22 protein-coding genes, 1 tRNA gene and 1 pseudogene are annotated in these 21,704 nt (G+C 57.1%); 19 read left to right on the top strand and 5 right to left on the bottom strand.

All coding sequences use genetic code 11. The features are described from left to right. Positions 1-450 (top strand): isoprenylcysteine carboxylmethyltransferase family protein (locus tag O6944_05515; protein ID MCZ6718594.1); only part of this gene is annotated, 450 nt, incomplete at its 5' end. Positions 451-583: 133 nt separating this feature from the next. Continuing rightward, on the top strand, positions 584-895 hold the full coding sequence (locus tag O6944_05510; GenBank protein MCZ6718593.1) for a hypothetical protein: 312 nt from the start codon (positions 584-586) through the stop codon (positions 893-895). 158 nt (positions 896-1,053) lie between these two features. Here the strand turns inward: O6944_05510 and O6944_05505 are convergent, their stop codons facing one another. Next, positions 1,054-1,713, bottom strand: a complete 660-nt coding sequence (locus O6944_05505) for an acyloxyacyl hydrolase (protein MCZ6718592.1) — start codon at positions 1,711-1,713, stop codon at positions 1,054-1,056. Between the two features lie 630 nt (positions 1,714-2,343). Continuing rightward, positions 2,344-2,913: an NnrU family protein gene (locus O6944_05500; protein ID MCZ6718591.1), complete on the bottom strand. Its 570-nt coding sequence runs from the start codon at positions 2,911-2,913 to the stop codon at positions 2,344-2,346. A 196-nt stretch (positions 2,914-3,109) separates the two neighbouring features. On the opposite strand from O6944_05500, the gene O6944_05495 reads away from it, so the two are divergent. After that, positions 3,110-3,613, top strand: coding sequence for a DNA starvation/stationary phase protection protein (locus O6944_05495; protein ID MCZ6718590.1), 504 nt, complete (start codon positions 3,110-3,112; stop codon positions 3,611-3,613). 120 nt (positions 3,614-3,733) lie between these two features. Here O6944_05495 and O6944_05490 read toward each other — a convergent pair whose 3' ends face one another. Next, a complete protein-coding gene (locus O6944_05490) occupies positions 3,734-4,060 on the bottom strand; it encodes a DUF4389 domain-containing protein (protein MCZ6718589.1) in 327 nt (108 codons plus the stop codon). A gap of 333 nt (positions 4,061-4,393) precedes the next feature. Here O6944_05490 and O6944_05485 point away from each other — a divergent pair, with 333 nt between their 5' ends. From O6944_05485 to O6944_05470, 4 genes and pseudogenes are all read left to right on the top strand, one after another. Next, positions 4,394-4,657, top strand: coding sequence for a DUF493 domain-containing protein (locus tag O6944_05485; protein ID MCZ6718588.1), 264 nt, complete (start codon positions 4,394-4,396; stop codon positions 4,655-4,657). A gap of 14 nt (positions 4,658-4,671) precedes the next feature. Then, positions 4,672-5,277 (top strand): annotated as a pseudogene (lipB, locus tag O6944_05480) (lipoyl(octanoyl) transferase LipB). Between the two features lie 36 nt (positions 5,278-5,313). Beyond that, positions 5,314-6,297: a lipoyl synthase gene (gene lipA / locus O6944_05475; protein MCZ6718587.1), complete on the top strand. Its 984-nt coding sequence runs from the start codon at positions 5,314-5,316 to the stop codon at positions 6,295-6,297. A gap of 3 nt (positions 6,298-6,300) precedes the next feature. Continuing rightward, the gene (locus tag O6944_05470; protein MCZ6718586.1) at positions 6,301-7,074 is read left to right on the top strand and encodes a YdcF family protein; all 774 of its coding nucleotides are present in this window, start codon (positions 6,301-6,303) and stop codon (positions 7,072-7,074) included. Here O6944_05470 and O6944_05465 read toward each other — a convergent pair. Beyond that, entirely contained in the window at positions 7,068-7,880 is an 813-nt protein-coding gene (locus tag O6944_05465) for a peptidoglycan DD-metalloendopeptidase family protein (protein MCZ6718585.1), read from the bottom strand. The genes O6944_05470 and O6944_05465 overlap by 7 nt on opposite strands. Positions 7,881-7,887: 7 nt before the next feature. After that, positions 7,888-9,321 (bottom strand): exodeoxyribonuclease VII large subunit, encoded by a 1,434-nt coding sequence (xseA, locus tag O6944_05460; protein ID MCZ6718584.1) that lies wholly within the window; start codon positions 9,319-9,321, stop codon positions 7,888-7,890. Between the two features lie 40 nt (positions 9,322-9,361). Here xseA and O6944_05455 point away from each other — a divergent pair, with 40 nt between their 5' ends. The 12 genes from O6944_05455 to O6944_05400 all read left to right on the top strand — a co-directional run bounded on the left by O6944_05455 (position 9,362) and on the right by O6944_05400 (position 21,241). Next, positions 9,362-9,964 (top strand): CDP-alcohol phosphatidyltransferase family protein, encoded by a 603-nt coding sequence (locus tag O6944_05455; GenBank protein ID MCZ6718583.1) that lies wholly within the window; start codon positions 9,362-9,364, stop codon positions 9,962-9,964. 136 nt (positions 9,965-10,100) lie between these two features. Beyond that, complete coding sequence (gene guaB / locus O6944_05450) at positions 10,101-11,576, top strand: IMP dehydrogenase (GenBank protein ID MCZ6718582.1); 1,476 nt, start codon at positions 10,101-10,103, stop codon at positions 11,574-11,576. A 93-nt stretch (positions 11,577-11,669) separates the two neighbouring features. Next, on the top strand, positions 11,670-13,244 hold the full coding sequence (gene guaA / locus O6944_05445; protein ID MCZ6718581.1) for a glutamine-hydrolyzing GMP synthase: 1,575 nt from the start codon (positions 11,670-11,672) through the stop codon (positions 13,242-13,244). Then, complete coding sequence (gene tadA / locus O6944_05440; protein ID MCZ6718580.1) at positions 13,241-13,693, top strand: tRNA adenosine(34) deaminase TadA; 453 nt, start codon at positions 13,241-13,243, stop codon at positions 13,691-13,693. The genes guaA and tadA overlap by 4 nt, the downstream gene beginning before the upstream one ends. A gap of 70 nt (positions 13,694-13,763) precedes the next feature. Then, a complete protein-coding gene (locus O6944_05435; protein ID MCZ6718579.1) occupies positions 13,764-14,228 on the top strand; it encodes a CinA family protein in 465 nt (154 codons plus the stop codon). Positions 14,229-14,234: 6 nt separating this feature from the next. Beyond that, positions 14,235-14,780 (top strand): RNA 2',3'-cyclic phosphodiesterase, encoded by a 546-nt coding sequence (gene thpR / locus O6944_05430; GenBank protein ID MCZ6718578.1) that lies wholly within the window; start codon positions 14,235-14,237, stop codon positions 14,778-14,780. 143 nt (positions 14,781-14,923) lie between these two features. Further along, complete coding sequence (gene recA, locus O6944_05425; protein ID MCZ6718577.1) at positions 14,924-15,967, top strand: recombinase RecA; 1,044 nt, start codon at positions 14,924-14,926, stop codon at positions 15,965-15,967. Positions 15,968-16,038: 71 nt separating this feature from the next. Continuing rightward, entirely contained in the window at positions 16,039-16,416 is a 378-nt protein-coding gene (locus O6944_05420) for a regulatory protein RecX (GenBank protein MCZ6718576.1), read from the top strand. A 2-nt stretch (positions 16,417-16,418) separates the two neighbouring features. Then, positions 16,419-19,022, top strand: a complete 2,604-nt coding sequence (gene alaS, locus O6944_05415; protein ID MCZ6718575.1) for an alanine--tRNA ligase — start codon at positions 16,419-16,421, stop codon at positions 19,020-19,022. Positions 19,023-19,091: 69 nt separating this feature from the next. Then, positions 19,092-20,315 (top strand): aspartate kinase, encoded by a 1,224-nt coding sequence (locus O6944_05410; protein ID MCZ6718574.1) that lies wholly within the window; start codon positions 19,092-19,094, stop codon positions 20,313-20,315. A gap of 116 nt (positions 20,316-20,431) precedes the next feature. Next, complete coding sequence (gene csrA, locus O6944_05405) at positions 20,432-20,698, top strand: carbon storage regulator CsrA (GenBank protein ID MCZ6718573.1); 267 nt, start codon at positions 20,432-20,434, stop codon at positions 20,696-20,698. 452 nt (positions 20,699-21,150) lie between these two features. Further along, positions 21,151-21,241: transfer RNA gene (locus O6944_05400), tRNA-Ser, on the top strand. Positions 21,242-21,704: the final 463 nt, after the last annotated feature.

Here is a 21,704-nt window from a genome sequence, read left to right as displayed (position 1 = left end):
CACGCAGGGGTGGCGTTTCACCCGCCGCTTTTGCTCGCTGTCGCGCTCATCCTGGGTTTCCTCTTGCGGTGGATTGTCCCGCTTAGTTTCCTACCCAATGAATTTCCCGCGGCGATTGGTCCTGTCGTCGTTGCAATCGCGTTTGGCTTTTTCTCGTGGGCTGTATTTACGTTGGTATCGGGGGGTGCTTCGATACCGCCGAGCAAGCCGACCGATGCAATAGTCGTGCGCGGTCCATTCCGATTTTCCCGTAACCCGATTTACCTCGCTATGGTGCTGCTCCAAGTGGGTGTTGGGATCTGGATAAATAGCCTCTGGTTTATCGTGTTGGCAGCGGTTTCCGCCTGGCTTCTGTGGTGGGGTGTGATTTCGCGCGAAGAACGTTATTTAGAGAGGAAATTTGGCAACGAGTATTTATTGTATAAGAACAAAGTGCGGCGCTGGCTCTAGATGGGGGACGCCAAGCAACGCTGGCTTGTGGGAATCGGTGTGTTTTGGGTGTTGTATGTCGTCTACGCGTTGACAACACCGACCGAGGTCCAAGGCGTTGATCAAGGCAAAGCGGCCCTGATAAGAATCGTAATTGCAACTGGCTGGCTCGCAGTCGCGGCCGGGTTATTGCACGCGCTTGCAGGAGGCCCGCCCCGCCAGCTTTCTCGCGGCCTTTCTGATTCTGCTCCCAGTGATCTGGTTTTCTTGGTTCGTGTTCGAAGGAGATAAGTGGGCCTTGGCGTTTTTTAGTTTAGGCTTAAGTTACGCAACGATAAACGGTTTTCTGTGCGTGACGATCCAGACCACCTGGCGCGCAGCGCTCGCAGGCCTTGTGGTTGCCACTGTCCAAGTCGGGGTCGATGTTGTTGTACATTTCCTTGCGGGCACCGCTCGAATTCATTGACCGCGGGAACCCGCCCACAAAACTGAAGCAAGCACCCTCCGACCCCTTTTTTCCCTAGGGCCACGGATGGACCATCGTCAAAATGAACCCGTCGCGCAGGGGCGGAACCCCGCATCAAAATCGCTTTTATTTCTTCTTTTTGGTCTTTTTCCTCGCCGTCAGTTAAAGAAGTACGACACCCCGACGAGGAACAAACTGGTATTGATGCCGGCGTTGGGTGAGTTGATGCTGGCATTCGAGATATGGAGGAACCGCCATTCCCCGGTCAATGCCGTTCGTTCTGAGAAGAAGTAATGAAAGCCCAGCCCACCCTGGGTCGTGAAATTTAAGCCGTCCGCCTGGTTGTCGAGATCGAAATCCAGAGAAATGATCCCTGCCCCGGCTTCCAGAAAGGGAATGAACGTGTCTCCGGCCAGAAAGTTGTAGCGGAAGATCGCGGCGCCCCCCGCAGCGGTTCCACTCCTGGGCTCGTGGTTGAAAAAGAACGACCCTTCCACTAGCAGCTCAAAGTTACCCCGGTACCAGGCGTTCCCTCCAAGGGGGTTACTGATGCCGATGCCCCAGCGGGGAGCCAGGTACGCATACTGGACGTCTTCCGACTCGGTACCTTTGCTCCCGCCAACTGGGAGCCCGAACCCGTATCCCGCCGCGAGCGCGATCTCCTGCTTGCCCAATCCGAACAAACTGCTTGGAGATACTGAAACTTCGTTCTTCCTTGCCGCGACTGTCTCGGGGTCGTTACCCGCTGCCCAGGTTCCTCTAGCAAATAGGAGCGCTATGATCATCAAGACGAGCACGGCGCTGCAAGGATGTCTCATTGGCTCACCCCATCGGGGACACCGTGTAATTCCTCGGCCCGCTTGATCGCATCTTCTTCACCAGCAACTAGTTAGCAGGACGTCCCCAAGATTTTGTTGAACTATGATTTATTACTTATTGAACTATAATGGATTATTGGCGAGATTACTGGCCCTGTCAATCATGACGTCGAAAAGCGCCGTCTGCCATTTGGTCTCATAGTGGGAGACCGCCCGAGCACGCCGGGTTATGGAAGGCCCGTCGGGCGAGCCCGAGGGAGTTAAGAAGTGCGGGGTGAGACGGAAAGAGGTGGGGCTCCAGTGGAGCGCCACCCCACCGAACGGGCTTGCCAGGGAAGGTAATGCCTGGGTTACGAGAGAAGCAGCATAGCGCAGCGAAGAAACGAGCGGAGGGACTCAGTCGTCGGGAAGCGTTTCTTTGGTACTTTGATCCGCACATTCCCTAGCGCGGCCCCCGTAGGGGTTGCTAACGCGGTCCAATTTTGCTCCCGGTAAAATTGTCTTGTCGCCCAAGACAAATTCGACAGGATCGAATTTGGGCAGACGGAGTCTGCCCGCAGGGCGAGAACCATGGAGGATTCTCGTCAAAGTACCTCGGCTTCGGGTGCGGGAACCCGCTTCTCATAGCTCTCATAGGGCAGCAATAATGGCAACGCCTGAAAGATACGGGTGGGCGAATAAGAGTCCGCCATAGAGCACGACACCCACAGTTGCGGTTATTACGTCCTTCGCAACTGGAACACGATCAGGCTTTGCCCAAGCCACGTCACGCCGATTAATAAGGATCATTTCGGCGATCGCCCAAAGCCCCAGAACGCCAAAGAGAATGATGCTGCGCACGTCGCCGTTTGCGAAGAGATGTGCAATGCTCCAAAGCACAACGCCTGTCAGCTGAGGATGGCGAAGCACTCGCTTTATATTCGTTTTAAGGTAGGGCGCGACAAACAAAATCAGGGCAATTAATACCAGCACGCCTGCGACCGGTCTTGCTACAGTGGGGGGTGCAACGACGAGGCCAGGTTCAAGTGCCTTCCAACCATAAACCATCAGCACGATCGCTGCGATACTAAGAATAGCGAAGAGTGATTTGTAGATCCTCTCACCAAGGTTATCGGTGAGGCGCGTCCTGAAGCGGGGTGCCAGAGCGGGCGTCAAATGGACAGCGCACCATAATGCAAGACCAAGCCATAATAAAAACATGGGGCTCACTCCTTATCGTCCGCTGGTCATGAGCGTATCAGCTCTAAAACGGTCCAGCTTGGATACGCGCGATAATCAACGGCTGATAGACAACATCTATTATACGTATAAACATAATTGATTGGATTAATGGTTTGGGCTCCTTTATCTTTACTGTCGCAAGCCCAATTCGCAAGAAAAACTTGAGGAGAACGTCATGACAACCACCATCACTGCGAGCAAGACTGAGCGGAGTACCGGCAGCGGACTACCTAATTCGAAGCGCGCCGCCGTCGCCGAGGCGTTATCCCGCGTCCTGGCGGACACCTATACGCTCTATCTTCAGACACAGAACTTTCACTGGAATGTAACCGGGCCGCACTTCTTCGCACTGCATGGCCTCTTCGAGCAGCAGTACACGGAGCTAGCCGCAGCAGTGGACGGAATCGCGGAGCGCATCCGCGCCATCGGACATCCGGCCCCGGGGACCTACGCGGAATTCGCGCGTCTAAGTTCGATCGACCAGGTCACCGACGTGCCGAGCGCGGAAGAGATGGTACGCATCCTCGCCGAGGGTAACGAGGCGATCGTTCGGACGTTGCGCGATGTGATTACGATCGCGGAGGAGATCGGTGACAACGCAACTGTAGACCTCTTAGTACAACGTACGCAGGCTCATGAGAAGAGTGCCTGGATGCTACGTTCCACCTTGCGGACCTAAAATAGGGAGGGCCGCAAGGCCCTTCCTCTTGTCGCTAAGGAAAGTTACCCTTCTGCGGGTGCGGGAACCCGCTACAAATAATCCCGTCGTGTGGGGGCGGAACCCCGCATCAAAACCTTTTTATTTTTTCTTCTTTGTCGTCTTTTTCCTTGCTGGAGCGGCGGCGGAAGATTGAGGCGCAGCCTTCGGCCAGGGAGAAAAGGGATACGGCTTCTGATCCGATTTGAAGGTCACAAAAAGAAGAATCTGATAGATAAAGGTGCTGAGACTCTGGCCCAGTACCGTCGTTTCCCGATTCACCTTGCCGGTAAAAAGCTTTGTGATGAACTGGAATATCACGACGACGCAGACAACGAACGCAGCGACGTAGTAGATGACAGCGAAGATCAGGATAAACAGTCCCCGTAGCCACGTATCCTTGTTACTCAGATGACCTGATACGCTCATGTTGTGAACCCCCCATGGATGTGGGCTGAGAGCCCTGGTAATTGTGACCTCGTACCCGTCTGGCCCCTCGTTTCGGGCTGGTCTGGGCCACCTAATCTTAGCCCCTGGCACGGACGTGCCGCAGGATTATCTCAGCCGCGATTGTAGCACCAGGATACGAGAATGTATGCGGCACTTTGAGGCGATTTTCCGCCATCAAATTGATCTCATTGATCATTTAAAAACAGCGGATTTGGCGCGTGCGGATTGGGCATTGACCTCCCCAGACGCTATGATGAGTATATATATAAGGATCGGACTATCCCGATTCATGCCATGTTCGAACAGCTGCAGCTGAGTGAAGAATCACCGCTGACATTCCCGTGTCAGTTCCCCATCAAGGCCATGGGCCTTGCCGAGGACGATTTCGATCTTCTGGTGGTGGAGATCGTTCGCCGGCATGCGCTGGACATCAAAGAGGGCGCCGTGACTTCCCGGCTGAGCCGGGGCGGCAAGTATGTCTCTGTGACCGTGACCGTCGATGCCGAAAACCGGGAGCAGGTCGATACCATCTATCGGGCGCTTCACGCGCAGGAACGGGTCTTGATACTTCTTTAGGGGACGCCGGTTCCATGATCCCCGTCATTCGAGAACTCGGATTGGCCCCGTACGAGGCGACGTTTGAGGCGATGCGCCGGTTCACCGTGGCGCGAATGGGGAAAACCCCCGATGAGATCTGGCTCCTCGAGCACCCGGGCGTCTTCACTCTGGGGCTTTCCGGCAAGGAAGAACACGTGCTGGATCCGGGAGATATTCCCCTCGTCCATTCCGATCGCGGCGGGCAAGTGACCTATCATGGCCCCGGTCAGCTCGTTGTCTATGTGCTGCTGGATCTCAAGCGTGCCGGTTGGGGCGTGAAGCAGCTGGTGAGCCTGCTTGAGCAATCGGTGATCGATTTTCTGTCAGCACAAAACATACAGGCCAGTGAACGTGCGGGCGCACCGGGTGTCTATGTCAATGAGCGGAAGATCGCTGCCCTAGGTCTTCGTGTCAAAGGAGGGTGCAGCTACCATGGTCTTGCGTTGAACGTGGCAATGGACTTGAGCCCGTTTGATCGCATCAACCCGTGCGGTTTCCCGGGACTCAAAGTCACGCAATTGAGTGATTATGGATTTCGTGGTGGGGTTGATACGGCGGGCCGGTCGTTCCTGCCCTACCTTTTGAAAAATTTGGATGTCAATGGGCATGATGCATCGGTTAGTGCGGTGAGCGGGGTGGCCTCAAAGCCGCGCGATGGTGGGCGACGTCGGCCAACCCGGGCGCAGCGTGGTGCGGAGAAAACCTCGCGCATTCCCATCAAGGTGATCCCAATGGAGGGACCGCTACCACGCAAGCCCCCGTGGATCCGCGCCAAGGCGCCGGTTGCGCCGAACGTGCTCCGACTGAAGGCGCTCCTTCGCCAGCACAATCTGCACACCGTATGCGAGGAGGCGGCTTGCCCGAACCTGGGTGAATGTTTTGGGCACGGCACCGCCACCTTCATGATCATGGGGGATCTGTGCACGCGTCGCTGTCCTTTTTGCGATGTGGCCCATGGCCGCCCCGAACCCCTGGACCCGGAAGAGCCCCGGCACCTGGCAGAGGCCGTGGCGCGGATGGGATTGAACTACGTGGTGATCACCTCCGTGGACCGGGATGACCTTCGAGACGGCGGTGCCGGTCACTTTGCGGAGTGCGTTCGTGCGGTGCGCGCAAGGGTCCCCGGGATCCGCGTGGAGATCCTGGTCCCCGACTTTCGCGCTCGTATGGATGTGGCCCTGGAAAGGATCTGGCAAGCGCCACCCGATGTCTTTAACCACAATCTGGAGACGGTGCCGCGCCTATATAAAAAGGTGCGCCCGGGCGGTGACTATGGGTGGTCTCTGAAGTTATTGCAGCGCTTTGGGGAGCGTTACCCGGCTGTGCCGACGAAGTCGGGTTTGATGCTCGGTTTGGGGGAACAAATGGAAGAGGTGCAAGCAGTGCTCCGCGATCTTCGCACTCATGGGTGTGACATGTTGACCGTGGGCCAGTATCTGCAGCCGAGCCGGTATCATCTCGGAGTTGAGCGTTTCGTTACCCCCGAAGAGTTTGATCATCTCGGCGAGTATGCCCGGGGACTCGGTTTTGCGAATGTCGCCAGCGGCCCGATGGTGCGCTCGTCCTATCATGCCGACCGTCAGGCGATGGGCGAATCCCTCGGTCAGTCGGTAGCCTGATACATGGAGCCGCTCCTACTTGCTGGCATCAAGGCGCTCATCCTGCCGCCGGGCGTCATTATCCTGGTGGTTCTCTTGGGATTTCTGATCTCCGGGCGACGGCCGCTCTTGGGTACGGTGCTGGTCGTCCTCTCTGTCCTTACCTTATATATATTGAGTATCTCTGCCATCAGCCGACCCTTGGTGTCCAGTCTTGAGACCTATCCGGCTCTTCCCCAGGTCCTCGAAGCAGCGGGGGGACCCCAAGCCATCGTGGTGCTCGGCGGCGGGCGCTATTCTGACGCGCCGGAGTACGGTGGGGATACCGTGGGCACCGACGCCTTGGAGCGTTTGCGCTATGCGGTGTATCTCAAGAAGAAAACGGGGCTCCCCATTCTCGTGACCGGCGGTAACCTGGATGATGACGATCAGTCAGAGGCGCGGCTGATGAACGATGCCTTGCGTGACATATTTCGCGCGGAAGCGAAATGGCAAGAAGGAGAGAGCCGCAATACCCGGGAGAACGCCATCAAGAGCCGCGCGATCCTGGAAGACGCCGGGGTGGAGCATGTTTATCTGGTGACCCATGCGATCCACATGCCCCGGGCCGTGGAGGCGTTCGAAGTGGTCGGCTTTACCGTCACGCCCGCCCCCACGATGTTTGCAGCGCAAGACAGACCACCGCACCCGGTGCTTGACTGGCTGCCCGATGCCGGATCGCTCGCCCAGAGCCGGGATGCGCTCCATGAGTCCATCGGCCAGTGGTGGTATCGGCTTCGCAACTGGCTGGGTTACTGATCCAAGAACAGCCCTGGATCTACCGAGCTCTGATTCAGGATCACGCCCCAGTGAAGGTGCGCGCCGGTGACCCGACCAGTCATACCCACCTGGCCGATGATCTCCCCCTGACCGATTTCCTGTCCTGGGGCGACAGTCACACTATCCAGGTGGCAATACATGGTCACGAGCCCCTGGCCGTGGTCGATGAACACCGTGTTGCCGTTGAAGAAATAATCCCCAGTGCGGATCACCCGACCCGATGCGGCGGCCTCCACGGGCGTTCCGCGTGCGGCGGCAATATCCAAACCGCTATGGGGTTTGCGGGGTTGATCGTTCAGGACACGCCGTAACCCGAATGGGCTGCTGATGGGACCGTCCACCGGCAGGGCGAGCACCAGGGCGACATCGTTGGTGTCCCGCCAGTGGGCCAAGGCTTCCCGGATTAAGGTCTTCTCGCGCGCGATCCGTTTGAGATCCTCCGGCGTGGGGTTCACCTTGCGATCGTCCGTGATCGTAATGTGTTGGATGGCGTACTCCTTATCCTTCACCTCAAACGCGTGGGTGGACTCCTTTTTTGGTGTCTTTACCTTGAGCTTGTGGGTGCCTGGTGTCGCACTTAACGGGATCCCCAAGACGGCATGCCAGGTGCCGTTGGCCTCGATAACCATCGCGCGGCGTCCGCGATAATAGGCCACGGGCTTCTCATTCACGTCAAGTGCAATAACGGCGATGCCGCCCGGTACAGACTCGGCATGCGGCAGGGTTTGTGCGTGGCTTGTGCCACTCGTCAAGATCACGAGAGCGATGATCGCCGTCCGTCGCATCACACCACTACTCGTCAAAGAGTTCGTCCACCGTCGCATGGGCATGGCCTTTCGCAAAGCGCGCACGCACGCGCTTACCTTTTTTGAGCGCTTTGGCATCTCGCACCACGGCTCCGTCAGGCAGCCTTGTGACGATCGCATAGCCGCGGTCAAGCGTTGCCAGGGGGCTCACTGTCTCGAGCGCATGCCGCATGTTATTGAGTTCGACAGTCAGCGCTTGCAATGTGTGCACCATCATTCGTCTCAGGCGGTCTTCATAATGGGCACAACGTTGCCCGTGCATCTTCAGCGTTTGCATAGGGTTCTGGCGTTGCAGGTGTGCGGACAACTCACGGAGCGCGGCAAGCTTCGCTCGCCATGCTGTCTGCATGGCAAGCCCATAGCGCTGAGCAAGATCATCTACCCGCTGTGCAATGTCGTGAAGCCGCTTGACGGGATGGGGCATACGCTTGGTGAGATGCCCCAGTGCCTGGCGCCGCTCCCGTAATAGCGCCTGCATGTAGCGCTGCAGGCGGAATTCCATTCGCGTGAGCGTTTCATTGACCTGCCACTGATCGGGACTTACAAGCTCGGCACTCGCCGACGGGGTGGGGGCGCGCACATCCGCGACAAAATCGGCGATGGTGAAGTCGATCTCGTGGCCGATGCCGGTGACGATAGGGACTTTACAGGCGTAGATGGCTCGGGCGAGCATCTCCTCGTTGAAGGCCCAAAGGTCTTCGAGTGAACCGCCGCCTCTCGCGAGGATCACGACGTTGCATTGTGCCTCAAGCTCCACGCGTCCAATGGCTTTTGCGATCTGTGGGGCCGCATCTCTTCCCTGCACCGGTACCGGATAGATGATGATGGGGATTGCCGGAAAGCGGCGCTTCAGGATGCTCAAGATGTCACGGATCGCAGCACCCGTCGGAGAGGTAATGACGCCTAGGCATTCGGGCACCATCGGCAGCGGAAGTTTGTGTTTCTCCTCGAACAAACCTTCTTTGAAAAGTCGTTGCTTGAGTTCCTCAAAGGCTCGCCTTAAGGCTCCGTCGCCGGACGGTTCCATGTGTTCGACGACGATCTGAAATTCACCCCGTCCTTCATAGAGGCCGACCCGTGCGCGGAGCAGCACCTGCATGCCATTATCCGGGGTGAACTCGAGCAGCCGGTTCCAGGTCCGGAACATTGCGCAGCGAACCTGTGAGTTCTCGTCTTTCAGGGTGAAATAGATATGACCGGACGCGGGACGTGCAATGTTGGAGAGTTCCCCATCAATCCAGATCATCGGAAAGCTCCCCTCCAGGATAGCCTTGGCTTCACGATTCAGCCGCGTGACCGTGTAGATCTCGCGGGTCGTTTGCCCTTCACGGCTTAAGTCCTGGGGATCCAACATGGCGAGATCATACGCGATAGCGCGCGTATATAACCAACACGTCTCAAAGTGGGTGTTTTTGGCCAAAATTCGCTAAAGCGCGGTTCTAGGCTATAATGATGTGCTCATGAGCTGGAATACCTGGAGCCACCGAATCGCACGACAGACGGTGCGTCCGCTTGTCGGCACACGCATTACGCCGAATCACCTCACCACGCTTCGTCTTTTGACCGGTGTGGGTGCCGCAGCGGCCTTTGCCGTCGGTACGCCGGGGTGGGTCTTCTGGGGTGGCCTGTTGTTTCTGTTCTCAACGTTCCTGGATCGCGCCGACGGCGAATTAGCCCGACTTACTGGTCAGAGAAGCGAGTGGGGCCATCAGTACGATCTGGCGTGTGATTTGAGCGTGACGGCGTTACTGTTCGTCGGCGTCGGGTTCGGTCTGCGTGACAGCGTGCTGGGCGCGTGGGCAATTCCCCTTGGCATCGGTACCGGCTTTGCCATTGTGGCGATTTTCTGGGTCAGGGAAAAGATCAAGGAAGTCCAGGACGAGGATGAACCAGACATTGCAGCGGCCCATGCGCTCTATGATCTCGATGATGTGCTCTATTCAGTCGGGCCCATCGCCTGGCTTGGTTTGCTGTTGCCATTTCTGGTTGCCGCGTTTGTCTGTGCACCGCTCTTCGCCTTCTGGCTGTTGCGGCGCTACTATCGCTTGCGCTACGCGCATTAACCCAAACGCTTTACTGCAATTTGACCGACGCCGCAGAGCGGTCGGGTGCCGGTGAGCGGTATTCGGCGTTTACCCATCCGCCCGTTGCAATTAGAATAACTGGCTATTTTACCGTCCGCGATTCTCGATTCTTGCTATGCGCGTTTCAAAAGAGGCCCTCACCTTCGATGATGTGCTCCTTGTCCCGGCGTACTCGCAGGTGTTGCCGCACGAGGCGCACGTGGAAACGCAGCTTACCCGGGATATTCGCCTCAATATGCCCATTGCTTCCGCTGCCATGGATACTGTCACCGAGGCGCGCCTGGCCATCACGCTCGCGCAGGAGGGCGGCATCGGTATCATTCACAAGAACATGCACGCTGGGGAGCAGGCGCGGCATGTGCGCCTGGTAAAGAAGTTCGAAAGCGGCGTTATTAAGGATCCGATCACGGTCAGCCCTGAGACGAGCATCAGGGAAGTGCTGGATATCACGCGTTCCCACAATATTTCCGGGGTCCCGGTCGTGGAAGGCGAAGATCTGGTCGGGATCGTAACGGGCCGGGATCTGCGGTTTGAGACGCGTTACGATCAGCCAGTTCATAGCACGATGACCCCGAAGGAGCGGCTGGTCACGGTCGAGGAGGGCGCCAGCAGCGATGAGGTTGTCGCCCTTTTGCATAAGCACCGCATCGAGAAGGTATTGGTGGTGAACGACAAATTTCAGCTACGGGGCCTTATTACGGTCAAGGATATCCAGAAGGCCAGCGAATATCCCAATGCCTGCAAAGATGAACAGGAACGGCTCCGCGTGGGCGCCGCAGTGGGCACAGGACCCGGGACACACGAGCGGGTTGCCGCACTCGTGGACGCGGGTGTCGACGTGGTCGTAGTGGATACGGCCCACGGCCACTCCGAGAGCGTGCTCGAGACGGTGCGCTGGATCAAGAAGCACCACCCGGAAGCCCAGGTCATTGGCGGCAACGTGGCCACGGCGGACGGGGCAACGGCCCTGCTCAAGGCAGGGGCGGATGCGGTAAAGGTCGGCCTCGGTCCCGGATCCATCTGCACCACGCGTGTGGTCACCGGCGTCGGCGTACCCCAGATCACGGCCGTGGCCGACGTAGCGACTGCCATGGCCAAGAGCGGCCTGCCTGTGATCTCGGACGGCGGCATCCGCCATCCGGGTGATATCGCCAAGGCCATCGTGGCCGGTGCCTATTCAGTGATGATCGGCAGCCTTTTCGCCGGCACGGAAGAGGCACCTGGGGAAGTGGAGCTCTATCAGGGGCGATCTTACAAGTCCTACCGTGGCATGGGATCGGTGGGTGCCATGTCGCAGGAGCATGGTTCGTCGGACCGTTACTTCCAGGAAAGCGGGGAGATTGAAAAACTGGTGCCGGAGGGCATCGAGGGACGCGTGCCATATAAAGGAAACCTTTCCGCGATCATCCGTCAACTGCTTGGGGGTCTCAGGGCCGCGATGGGCTATACCGGGTGTCAAAACCTTGAGGAGATGCGAACCAAGCCAACATTCGTGCGCATCAGCTACGCCGGGATGCGAGAAAGCCATGTGCACGATGTCACCATTACCAAGGAAGCACCCAACTATCGTGTTGACTCGCGCGATCCCTGACACTTAGAACAGCATAGTGTTTAAACGCAGGGCGCCGCGCTTTTCGCTTTTAAAGCCTGTGGTCGCTGTGTGTGTATCGAGTGTTATCCTGTCATGAGTGATATCCACGCTCAACGAATTTTGATCCTCGATTTTGGCTCGCAAACTATTCAGCTGATCGCCCGCCGCGTGCGTGAAGCCGGCGTCTATAGCGAGATCCATCCGTTCGACATGGATGCCGATGCCATCCGTGAATACCAGCCCAAGGGCATCATTCTCTCGGGTGGGCCGGAGTCGGTCACGGTAGCCCAAGAGGTCAAGGCGCCCCAGGTTGTTTTTGAGCTGGGCGTTCCTGTACTCGGGATCTGTTATGGGATGCAAACGATGGCTGCCCAGCTAGGCGGTGAGGTCGAGACCTCGCACCTACGTGAATTCGGCTACGCGCAGGTGCAAGCGCGCGGTACGTCCAAGCTCTTGGAGGATATTCAGGATCACACGGCAGAGAATGGCGCCGGTCTTCTGGATGTGTGGATGAGTCACGGCGATCGGGTCACGCGTTTGCCCGAAGGCTTCCAGGTCATTGCCTCGACCGACAATGCCCCGAATGCCGGCATGGCCGATGAAAGCCGCCGCTTCTACGGGCTGCAGTTTCACCCCGAGGTCACGCATACGCACCAGGGTGCGCGCATCCTGCAGTGCTTCATCCATGACATCTGTGGTTGTGATTCACTCTGGACGACCGAGCACATCATTGAAGACAGTGTGCGGCGGGTTCGTGAACAGGTTGGTGAGGAGAAGGTTCTGCTTGCGCTCTCCGGGGGTGTGGACTCCTCGGTGGTCGCAGCATTACTACATCGGGCGATTGGCGATCAGCTGACCTGTGTGTTCGTCGACAACGGGTTGCTGCGGCTACACGAGGCCGATCAGGTCATGGCGACGTTTGCCGAGCACATGGGTGTTCGGGTGAATCGCGTGGACGCGGAACCGCGGTTCTTGGACGCACTTCGGGGTGTGGATGATCCGGAAGAGAAACGCAAGATTATCGGCGGGTTGTTCATTAAGATCTTTGAAGAGGAAGCGGTCAAAGTCACAGACGTGCAGTGGCTTGCGCAGGGTACGATCTATCCCGACGTCATCGAGTCTGCAGCGGCCAAGACCGGCAAGGCCCATGTGATCAAATCGCACCACAACGTGGCGGGTTTACCGGAAGAGATGCAACTGGAACTCGTCGAACCGCTGCGCGAGCTTTTCAAAGATGAGGTACGAAAACTCGGTGTGGAACTCGGCCTGCCGTATGACATGGTGTTTCGGCATCCATTCCCCGGACCTGGGCTTGGCGTTCGAATACTTGGAGAAGTGCGCAAGGAATATGCGGACATTTTGCGCCGGGCAGACGCCATCTATCTTGAGGAACTTAAAAAAGCCGATCTTTATAATAAGGTGAGTCAGGCGTTTGCCGTTTTCCTTCCCGTCAAGTCGGTAGGCGTTAAAGGTGACAGTCGTGAATACGATTACGTGATCGCCTTGCGTGCGGTCGAAACCGTTGACTTTATGACTGCACGCTGGGCACATCTGCCGTATGATTTCCTGGACACCGTAAGCAGCCGGATCATTAATGAGGTGCAAGGTATCTCTAGGGTGACCTACGATATCTCCGACAAACCCCCCGCGACGATCGAGTGGGAATGAGCGACGATAAGCAATGGATGCAGCGTGCATTGGAATTGGCACGGCGGGCCGAGGCGGCTGGCGAGGTTCCGGTGGGCGCCGTGCTGGTACAAGACGGTGAATGCATCGGCGAGGGATGGAACTGCCCCATCTCAAACTCCGACCCAAGTGCACATGCAGAGATCCTGGCACTCAGAGAGGCGGCAGAGCGAACGGGTAACTATCGTCTGCCCAATTCAACCTTATATGTCACGCTCGAGCCCTGCGTCATGTGCGCCGGTGCGCTGATAAACGCACGTGTTGCACGTGTTGCCTTCGGTGCCATGGACCCGAAGGGCGGGGCAGCCGGAAGCGTGTTCGACGTCCTCGGCACAGACCGACTTAATCATCGCGTAATGGTGGAGAGCGGCGTCATGGGTGATGCGTGCGGAGATCTGCTGTCGGCGTTCTTCAGCGTAAGAAGAGCGTAGTGCGTTCAACGATTGTTAAGCTTGTGACTTACCAGAGGGTAGGGATTTGTCTCAGGATGCCTGTGGTGTAATGGCTGCGCGAGTGGGCAAGCTGTTAGTGACCCACAATATGATGCTGGTCACAGCCGAGTCCTGTACAGGAGGCGGGTTATCACAGGCCATCACCTCCATCCCGGGAAGCTCCGAATGGTTTGAACGCGGTTATGTGACCTATTCAAACGAAGCCAAAAAGGAACTCTCGGATGTGCGTGCCGAGACGCTTGAGCGCTACGGCGCAGTCAGCGAGGAGGTGGTCTCAGAAATGGCGGAAGGTGCGCTCAGGCATAGCCGTGCCCATATCAGCGTGGCCGTGACCGGCATTGCAGGACCTGAGGGTGGTGTACCGGATAAGCCGGTCGGCACCGTCTGGTTGGCCTGGGCGGTGCATGATGGGCAAACACGCGCCGCCCGGTTGCAGTTTTCGGGTGACCGAGGCGCGATACGGCGCCAGGCGGTCATGGCGGCGCTGCAAGGCCTCTCGGACATGCTGGAATAATGGAACATGACAAGCGGGTCAAGGGGGGCACGGACCCCATTGCAACGACTCTTCTTTGCCCTGTGGCCGGACGATGCGGTGAGACGCGAGATCGGTGCGATCGCGGGATGCTTGCCCCGACAAGCTGGTCGGCTTGTCGCCCGGGAGAATTTCCATATCACGCTGCTCTTTCTGGGTCCTATGGATGCTGAGCGCCGTGCCTGCGCTGAACGGGCAGCCGATTCAGTGGCAGGTCATGCGTTCGTTTTAGCGCTGGATCAGATTGGCTGGTGGCGAGGACCGCGGGTGGTCTGGATTGGCGCCCCCGTGGTGCCGGATGCCCTGGCGGCCCTTGCTGGGAACCTTTATGCGGGGGTGTCGGGGTGCGGCATCGCGCTGGATAAGCGTCCTTTCCATGCGCACGTCACCATCGCACGGAAAGCCAGGCGTGCCGTGCGCGCGGATCCACCCGACCCTGTTGCGTGGCAGGTCAGGTCCTTCTCGCTGGTTGAGTCGGTGACCCGTTCTGATGGCGCCCAGTACACGATCTTGAAGACCTGGCCCCTGTCGTAGGGTCGGTTTGACAGATCGCTGGGTCGTCGGCCATCGCGGTTCGCTATTATTCGGCGGTGCTAGGCGCTGCGAGGAAATCTGTGGGATAATCTGAACGCCATTCAGACGAGACTGTGGTGAGAGAATCAGTGATGAGAGAATCAATGGGCGAAAAGAAGAAACAGGCCCTTAGTATTGCACTTGGCCAAATCGAGAAGCAGTTCGGTAAGGGATCAGTGATGCGCATGAGTGATGCTGGTATCGTCCGCGATGTGAAAACCATCCCCACCGGATCGCTTGGACTCGACATTGCGCTTGGTGTGGGTGGTGTACCCCGCGGGCGCGTCGTCGAAGTATATGGGCCTGAAGCGTCAGGTAAGACGACGCTGGCGCTCCATGTGGTAGCCGAGGCGCAAAAACTGGGCGGCACGGCAGCGTTTATAGACGCCGAGCATGCAATGGATCCCAAGTATACTGAGAAACTTGGCGTCAACGTTGAAGACCTGCTCGTCTCCCAACCCGATACCGGCGAGCAGGCGCTGGAGATCACGGATATGCTGGTCCGTTCCGGGGCCGTGGATGTGTTGGTCATCGATTCGGTTGCCGCGCTCACGCCGAAGGCCGAGATCGAGGGCGAAATGGGCGATAGCCACGTTGGCCTTCAGGCCCGACTGATGTCCCAGGCCCTACGCAAGTTAGCTGCCAATATCAACCGCTCTAACACGCTGGTGATGTTTATCAATCAGATCCGCATTAAGATCGGTGTCATGTTCGGCAACCCGGAGACAACTTCTGGAGGCAATGCGCTCAAGTTCTACGCATCGGTTCGGCTGGACATCCGACGAATTGGCGCCATCAAGCGTGCTGATGAGGTCATCGGCAACGAGACCCGCGTGAAGGTGGTTAAAAACAAGGTCGCGCCACCGTTTAAGGAAGCGCACTTCGATATCCTTTACGGTGAAGGCATTTCCAGAGAGGGTGAGATCATTGATCTGGGTGTAAAGCACGGACTCATCGAGAAGACGGGGGCTTGGTACAGCTATCAAGGAGAGCGTATAGGCCAGGGCAAGGACAATGTTCGCAACTTCCTGAAGGAACGCCCTGACACTGTCCGTAACATCGAAAGCGAAATACGCAAAAAAGCCCTCCCAGATGTGATCCCAGAGGCTGTCGCCGAGGAGGCTGAAGCCGAGGAGGCTGAAGCCTGACGGAAGCGCCCAAGGAGATCCGGCAACGGGCGCTCGCGCTGTTGGCTAAGCGTGAGCACAGCAAAACGGAATTGCAGCGAAAATTGGATGCGCGAGGCTATGAGGCTCAGGCGGTTCGCACTGTACTGGATCAACTCGAGGCAGAGCAACTCCAGAGTGACGAACGCTTCATTGAAGCGTTCGTGCATCATCGTACGGACAAAGGATATGGTCCATGTCGAATCGCTCAGGAACTGCGACAACGCGGCATCAGCGACAATCTCCTCGCGACTTACATTGATTTAAATGAGCTGGCGTGGCATGAGCGCGCCGCTGTCGTCAGACAGAAGCGTTTTGGAAGTGAGCTACCGTCTGATTATCGCGAACGAGCACGACAGTCACGTTTTCTTCAATACCGCGGGTTCACGAGCGAACAGATCCGCCATGTAATGAATCCTGCGTGTCATTAGTTATGGAAAGCAGCGCAGAGATACGCAACGCATTTCTCGGGTACTTCCGCGACAAGGGACATGAGATCGTCCCAAGCAGCTCCTTGGTTCCGGCGAACGACCCCACGCTTTTGTTTACCAATGCGGGCATGATTCAGTTCAAGGACGTTTTTTTAGGTCTCGATGAGCGACCCTACAAACGGGCTGCTTCTAGTCAACGCTGTGTTCGTGTCGGGGGCAAGCACAATGACCTGGAGAACGTGGGATATACGGCGCGCCACCACACGTTCTTTGAAATGCTCGGTAATTTCAGTTTCGGCGATTATTTCAAGCATGAAGCCATCGGTTATTCCTGGGAATTTCTCACGGAGGTCTTGGGTGTCAGCGCGGATAGACTGTGGATTACAGTTTTTGAGAATGATGATGAAGCCGCGGACATCTGGCTTAAGGAAGTCGGTGTAGACCCGGCACAGTTCGCGCGTTGTGGGGCAGCGAATAATTTCTGGTCCATGGGTGATATGGGACCCTGTGGCCCCTGCACCGAGATCTTCTACGATCATGGCGAAGGGATACCGGGGAATCCGCCCAGCGTTTCAGGCCATGAGGGCGATCGCTATGTAGAGATCTGGAATCTCGTCTTTACGCAATATAACAGGGACGCGAATGGCAAATTAGATCCGATTCCGCATCCTTCTGTAGACACCGGCATGGGGCTTGAGCGCATCGCTGCCGTGATGCAAGGTGTGCATAGCAATTACGATATTGACATCTTCCGAAGTCTTATCCATGCCATATCGGAGATTGCAGGTGGCGGCGATCTGAATAAAACATCGCTTCAGGTCATCGCGGACCACATACGTTCCTGTGCCTTTCTGGTTGTTGACGGTGTTGTGCCGTCCAATGAAGGACGAGGTTATGTGTTGCGACGGATCATCCGCCGCGCCATCCGCCACGGTTACAAGCTGGGCCTTGCTGAGCCGTTCCTCTACAAGTTGGTTGCACCGCTGGATCGCGAGATGGGGACAGCGTATCCGGAGCTCGCGAAGAATGCCGAACGAGTCGAGCATGTGCTTAAGCAAGAAGAGGAGCGCTTTGCCGAGACGCTTGATCAGGGCATGAAACTGCTTGAAGAGGTTATCAGTAAACTTTCGGATAAAGTCATTTCCGGCAAGGAAGTATTTAAGCTCTATGATACCTACGGGTTTCCCGTTGACCTCACCGCGGACATTGCCAGGGAGCGTGGGTTGACGCTTGAGATGGAAGGATTTGAAGCGGCCATGGCGGAACAACGCGATCGGGCTCGCGCTGCTTCAAAGTTTGAAATGGACCTCAGCAATGTACCGGAGACCGGGCTTTCAACAGAGTTCTGTGGTTACGAGACATTGGAAGAGGCGGGCAAGGTGCTAGCGCTCTATTACGATGGTGAGCCCGTGAATGAGCTTAGCACTGGACAAACCGGTGGCGTGGTGCTGGAGCGCACACCCTTTTACGCTGAGGCTGGCGGGCAGGTAGGTGATCGCGGGACACTGCAAGGCGAAGAGGTACTCTTTGAAGTGAGTGATACGCAGAAGCAGGGAGACGCCCACGTGCACATTGGTGTGCTTGCACGCGGGACCCTTCGCATCGGGCAGAAACTGACTGCCAAGGTCGATGGACGCACCCGCCGAAATACGGTACGCAACCACACGGCGACGCATCTTGTTCATGCCGCATTGCGTAAAGTGTTGGGTGAGTCGGTCATACAGAAGGGCTCCCTTGTTGCGCCGGATCGACTGCGCTTTGATTTTTCACATCCTGAACCCGTTGAGCCCTCTGAGCTGAAGGCGATCGAGCGCATGGTAAATTCCCAGATACTTGCAAACAGCGAGGTCGTCACAAATGTCATGCCACTTGATAAGGCGCTCGAGTCCGGCGCCATGTCGCTCTTTGGCGAGAAATACGCAGACAACGTCAGGGTTCTTTCTATTACTGATTTCTCGACCGAGCTTTGCGGTGGCACGCATGTGCGACGGGCCGGGGACATCGGTTTTTTCAAAATCACCTCGGAGACGGGCATTGCCGCGGGGATCCGGCGCATCGAGGCCGTGACCGGAGAAGGGGCATTAGATTGGACGGAGGAGACGGATGAGCAACTTGCAAATGTTCAGAAGCTGCTCCGCGTTGATCGGGATGTTGTGGGTGACAAGATCACGCAGCTTCTCGAGCGTATGAAGGCGCTGGAGAAGGAGGTCGAGCGCCTGAAGGCGAAGCTTGCCAGCAGCGCCGGAAGCGATCTAGCGTCTCAGGCCGTGGAGATTGACGGTATCAAGGTCCTCGCGGCGACACTGGAGGGGGCCGAACCCAAGACCCTGCGTGATACGGTCGATCAATTGAAGAACAAACTCGGGACAGCAGCATTGGTGCTCGCCTCGGTGGTGGATAACAAGGTAAGTCTGGTGGCGGGCGTCACCCAGGACAGCACGGAGAAAGTAAAAGCAGGTGAACTCGTCAACTTTGTGGCGAGACAGGTGGGCGGTCGTGGTGGCGGCCGGGCAGACATGGCCCAGGCAGGCGGCACTCGACCGGAAAAGCTTGATGCTGCGCTTGAGCGTGTGCCGGACTGGGTGAGAAAACAGGTTCGTCGATAAACTTTAAGGTATTGATAACGGGCTGGCCATGGATCCGGTAGAATTCGCGCTTTTTATCGCACTCATGCTATGGCATTGATCGTTCAGAAATATGGTGGCACCTCGATAGGCAATGTCGAACGCATCGGCGTTGTCGCAGAGAAGGTGATCGCCGCACGCAAGGACGGCCACGACGTCGTGGTGGTGTTATCGGCCATGGAAGGGGAGACTGATCGGCTGGTCGGACTCGCCAGCGCTGTTTCAGAGCGGCCCTGCGCACGGGAGTTGGATGTGCTCTTGTCAACCGGGGAGCAGGTGACCATTGCGCTATTGAGTATGGCGCTGGAGTCGCGGAACTGCCCGGCACGATCCTACACAGGCGCTCAGGTGCACATCCTCACCGACAGCGCGCACAATAAAGCGCGCATCATGGATATCGATGCAGCTCGGGTACGCAAGGGCCTGAAAGAGGGACGAGTGGTTGTGGTGGCCGGCTTTCAGGGTGTTGATGAATACGGCAATATCACCACCCTGGGGCGTGGTGGTTCGGATACCACGGCGGTTGCGATGGCGTCAGCCTTGGAGGCTGACGAGTGCCATATCTATACAGATGTGGATGGGGTCTATACGGCGGATCCACGCATCGTCGCGGAAGCCCGACGCCTGGATCGCCTTGCGTATGAGGAGATGTTGGAGTTGGCGAGTCTCGGGGCGAAGGTTTTGCAGATCCGGGCCGTCGAGTTTGCGAGAAAATACGACGTACCAATACGTGTGCTGTCCTCGTTTGAGGATGGCCTGGGAACACAGATTGTCGCTGAGGACAAAAGCATGGAACAAGCCTTGATATCTGGCGTTGCGTACAATCGCGACGAGGCAAAACTGACCGTTGTGGGCGTGCCAGATGAACCAGGCATTGCCTTTCGCATCCTGGGACCCATTGCCGATGCCAATGTCGAAGTGGATATGATCGTGCAGAATGTTGGCGTGGATAACACGACCGATTTTACTTTCACAGTCCACCGCAGTGATTACGAGAAGGCCCTGAAGCTTTTGGGTGGAATTGCCAAATCCATGGGCGCGCGAGATGTCTCCGGGGACAATCATATCGTCAAGATCTCCGTCGTCGGAATCGGGATGCGTTCGCATGCGGGTATCGCCAGCAAGATGTTTAAAGCGCTTGCTGATGAAGGCATCAATATCATGATGATTTCGACTTCTGAGATTAAGATATCTATCGTGGTAGACGAGAAATATCTTGAGCTTGGGATCAGGACCTTACATTCGGCCTTTGATCTGGGAAACAGTTCAGGGTGAGGAGTACAGAACTAAGGCGCTGGATCGGGTAGACGGAATGTGAAGTGCAGGGCTGTCGTTGGTCTATGCTTAGGTTTACGAGGAGTGACTAAAGATCGGATAAAGGAGATGTCGCCATGTTGATCTTAACGCGCAGGGTTGGTGAATCGCTCATGATCGGTGATGATGTAAATGTGACGGTGCTTGGCATCAGGGGGAACCAGGTTCGTATTGGCGTTAACGCCCCTAGAGAGATCGCGGTCCACCGTGAGGAGATCTACGAACGCATACAACAGGAGAAGGCCCAGCGTCAGCAGCCGGAAGCACCTCAAGAGCAAGAGCCGGAGAAGGCCGAAGTCAGTGAGCCTGATGCTGGTGAGGAAACTGGCGAGCCGGAGAGTTAGTGTGGTTTTACCGCAATCGTACCCGCCGTTATCGTAGATTTAAGTGATTGGGTGAGGAGCGACCGAATGTTCAGTGAACATTCGCAGCGCGACGAACGCCGTACCAGGGACGGTAGGGCCGGGGTTTATCGGAGCCCTGATTTTCTCGCCATGGATGGCAGGAAGCGCATCGTAATTCCCAGTACGAGTTTACCGGAGAGGTGGCCGAGTGGTTGAAGGCGCTGCGCTGGTATGGGGGTGAGTTGCGACCAAATGTTCAGTGAACATTCGCAGCGCGACGAACGCCGTACCAGGGACGGTAGGGCCGGGGTTTGGCGAAGTCCTGATGGTTTCGCCAGGGATGGCATGGGGAACGTATCGTGTTTCCCGCTTCGAGGTTGTCAGGAAGAGCCGAGCTTAGAACCATATACTCCCGATGGAGATTAAGATCGGATTCAGTTAGCTAGAATACTGGAGAGGTGGCCGAGTGGTTGAAGGCGCTCCCCTGCTAAGGGAGTATGGGTTAAAAGCCCATCGAGGGTTCGAATCCCTCCCTCTCCGCCATGTTCGTACCCGGAGGGGTGATAGCCCTCCGGGTATAACATGAGGTGGAGGGATGAGAACCCGGTAAAAGGGTTCGACAAATCGGCAGGGAGAGCCGATTTGGGCAGCTTTGCTGCCCGAAGGGTGAGCGACAGGGAGTCGCGAATCAATCCCTCCCTCTCCGCCACCTACTGGTACGCATCTTAAGTGTGTCGAAAACTTTGCGCCCGTAGCTCAGCTGGGTGAGCGGCGGGTTAAGGAGCCGCGAACGCCGCACCACGGATGGTGGGGCCGGGGTTTAGCGAAGTACTTATAGTGACGCCATGGATGGCATGAACAGTTTTAAATTGCGCCCGTAGCTCAGCTGGGTGAGCGGCGGGTTAAGGAGCCGCGAACGCCGTACCAGGGATGATAGGGCCGGGGTTTAGCAAAGTACTTATAGTGACGCCATGGATGGCATGAACAGTTTTAAATTGCGCCCGTA

This window comes from Gammaproteobacteria bacterium, from assembly GCA_027296625.1.
GTDB lineage: Bacteria > Pseudomonadota > Gammaproteobacteria > JAKEHO01 > JAKEHO01 > JAKEHO01.
Note: the sequence above shows the minus strand (reverse complement) of the source record. Positions and strands in the feature narration are given on the sequence as shown.

What these genes read in the sequence shown, in the direction of transcription:
- O6944_05505 (MCZ6718592.1), bottom strand. Translation starts at nt 1,713, where the DNA reads ATGAGACATCCTTGCAGCGCCGTGCTCGTCTTGATGATCATAGCGCTC.
- O6944_05500 (MCZ6718591.1), bottom strand. Translation starts at nt 2,913, where the DNA reads ATGTTTTTATTATGGCTTGGTCTTGCATTATGGTGCGCTGTCCATTTG.
- O6944_05495 (MCZ6718590.1), top strand. Translation starts at nt 3,110, where the DNA reads ATGACAACCACCATCACTGCGAGCAAGACTGAGCGGAGTACCGGCAGC.
- O6944_05490 (MCZ6718589.1), bottom strand. Translation starts at nt 4,060, where the DNA reads ATGAGCGTATCAGGTCATCTGAGTAACAAGGATACGTGGCTACGGGGA.
- O6944_05470 (MCZ6718586.1), top strand. Translation starts at nt 6,301, where the DNA reads ATGGAGCCGCTCCTACTTGCTGGCATCAAGGCGCTCATCCTGCCGCCG.
- O6944_05465 (MCZ6718585.1), bottom strand. Translation starts at nt 7,880, where the DNA reads ATGCGACGGACGGCGATCATCGCTCTCGTGATCTTGACGAGTGGCACA.
- O6944_05455 (MCZ6718583.1), top strand. Translation starts at nt 9,362, where the DNA reads ATGAGCTGGAATACCTGGAGCCACCGAATCGCACGACAGACGGTGCGT.
- guaB (MCZ6718582.1), top strand. Translation starts at nt 10,101, where the DNA reads ATGCGCGTTTCAAAAGAGGCCCTCACCTTCGATGATGTGCTCCTTGTC.
- guaA (MCZ6718581.1), top strand. Translation starts at nt 11,670, where the DNA reads ATGAGTGATATCCACGCTCAACGAATTTTGATCCTCGATTTTGGCTCG.
- tadA (MCZ6718580.1), top strand. Translation starts at nt 13,241, where the DNA reads ATGAGCGACGATAAGCAATGGATGCAGCGTGCATTGGAATTGGCACGG.
- O6944_05435 (MCZ6718579.1), top strand. Translation starts at nt 13,764, where the DNA reads ATGGCTGCGCGAGTGGGCAAGCTGTTAGTGACCCACAATATGATGCTG.
- thpR (MCZ6718578.1), top strand. Translation starts at nt 14,235, where the DNA reads ATGACAAGCGGGTCAAGGGGGGCACGGACCCCATTGCAACGACTCTTC.
- recA (MCZ6718577.1), top strand. Translation starts at nt 14,924, where the DNA reads ATGGGCGAAAAGAAGAAACAGGCCCTTAGTATTGCACTTGGCCAAATC.
- alaS (MCZ6718575.1), top strand. Translation starts at nt 16,419, where the DNA reads ATGGAAAGCAGCGCAGAGATACGCAACGCATTTCTCGGGTACTTCCGC.
- O6944_05410 (MCZ6718574.1), top strand. Translation starts at nt 19,092, where the DNA reads ATGGCATTGATCGTTCAGAAATATGGTGGCACCTCGATAGGCAATGTC.
- csrA (MCZ6718573.1), top strand. Translation starts at nt 20,432, where the DNA reads ATGTTGATCTTAACGCGCAGGGTTGGTGAATCGCTCATGATCGGTGAT.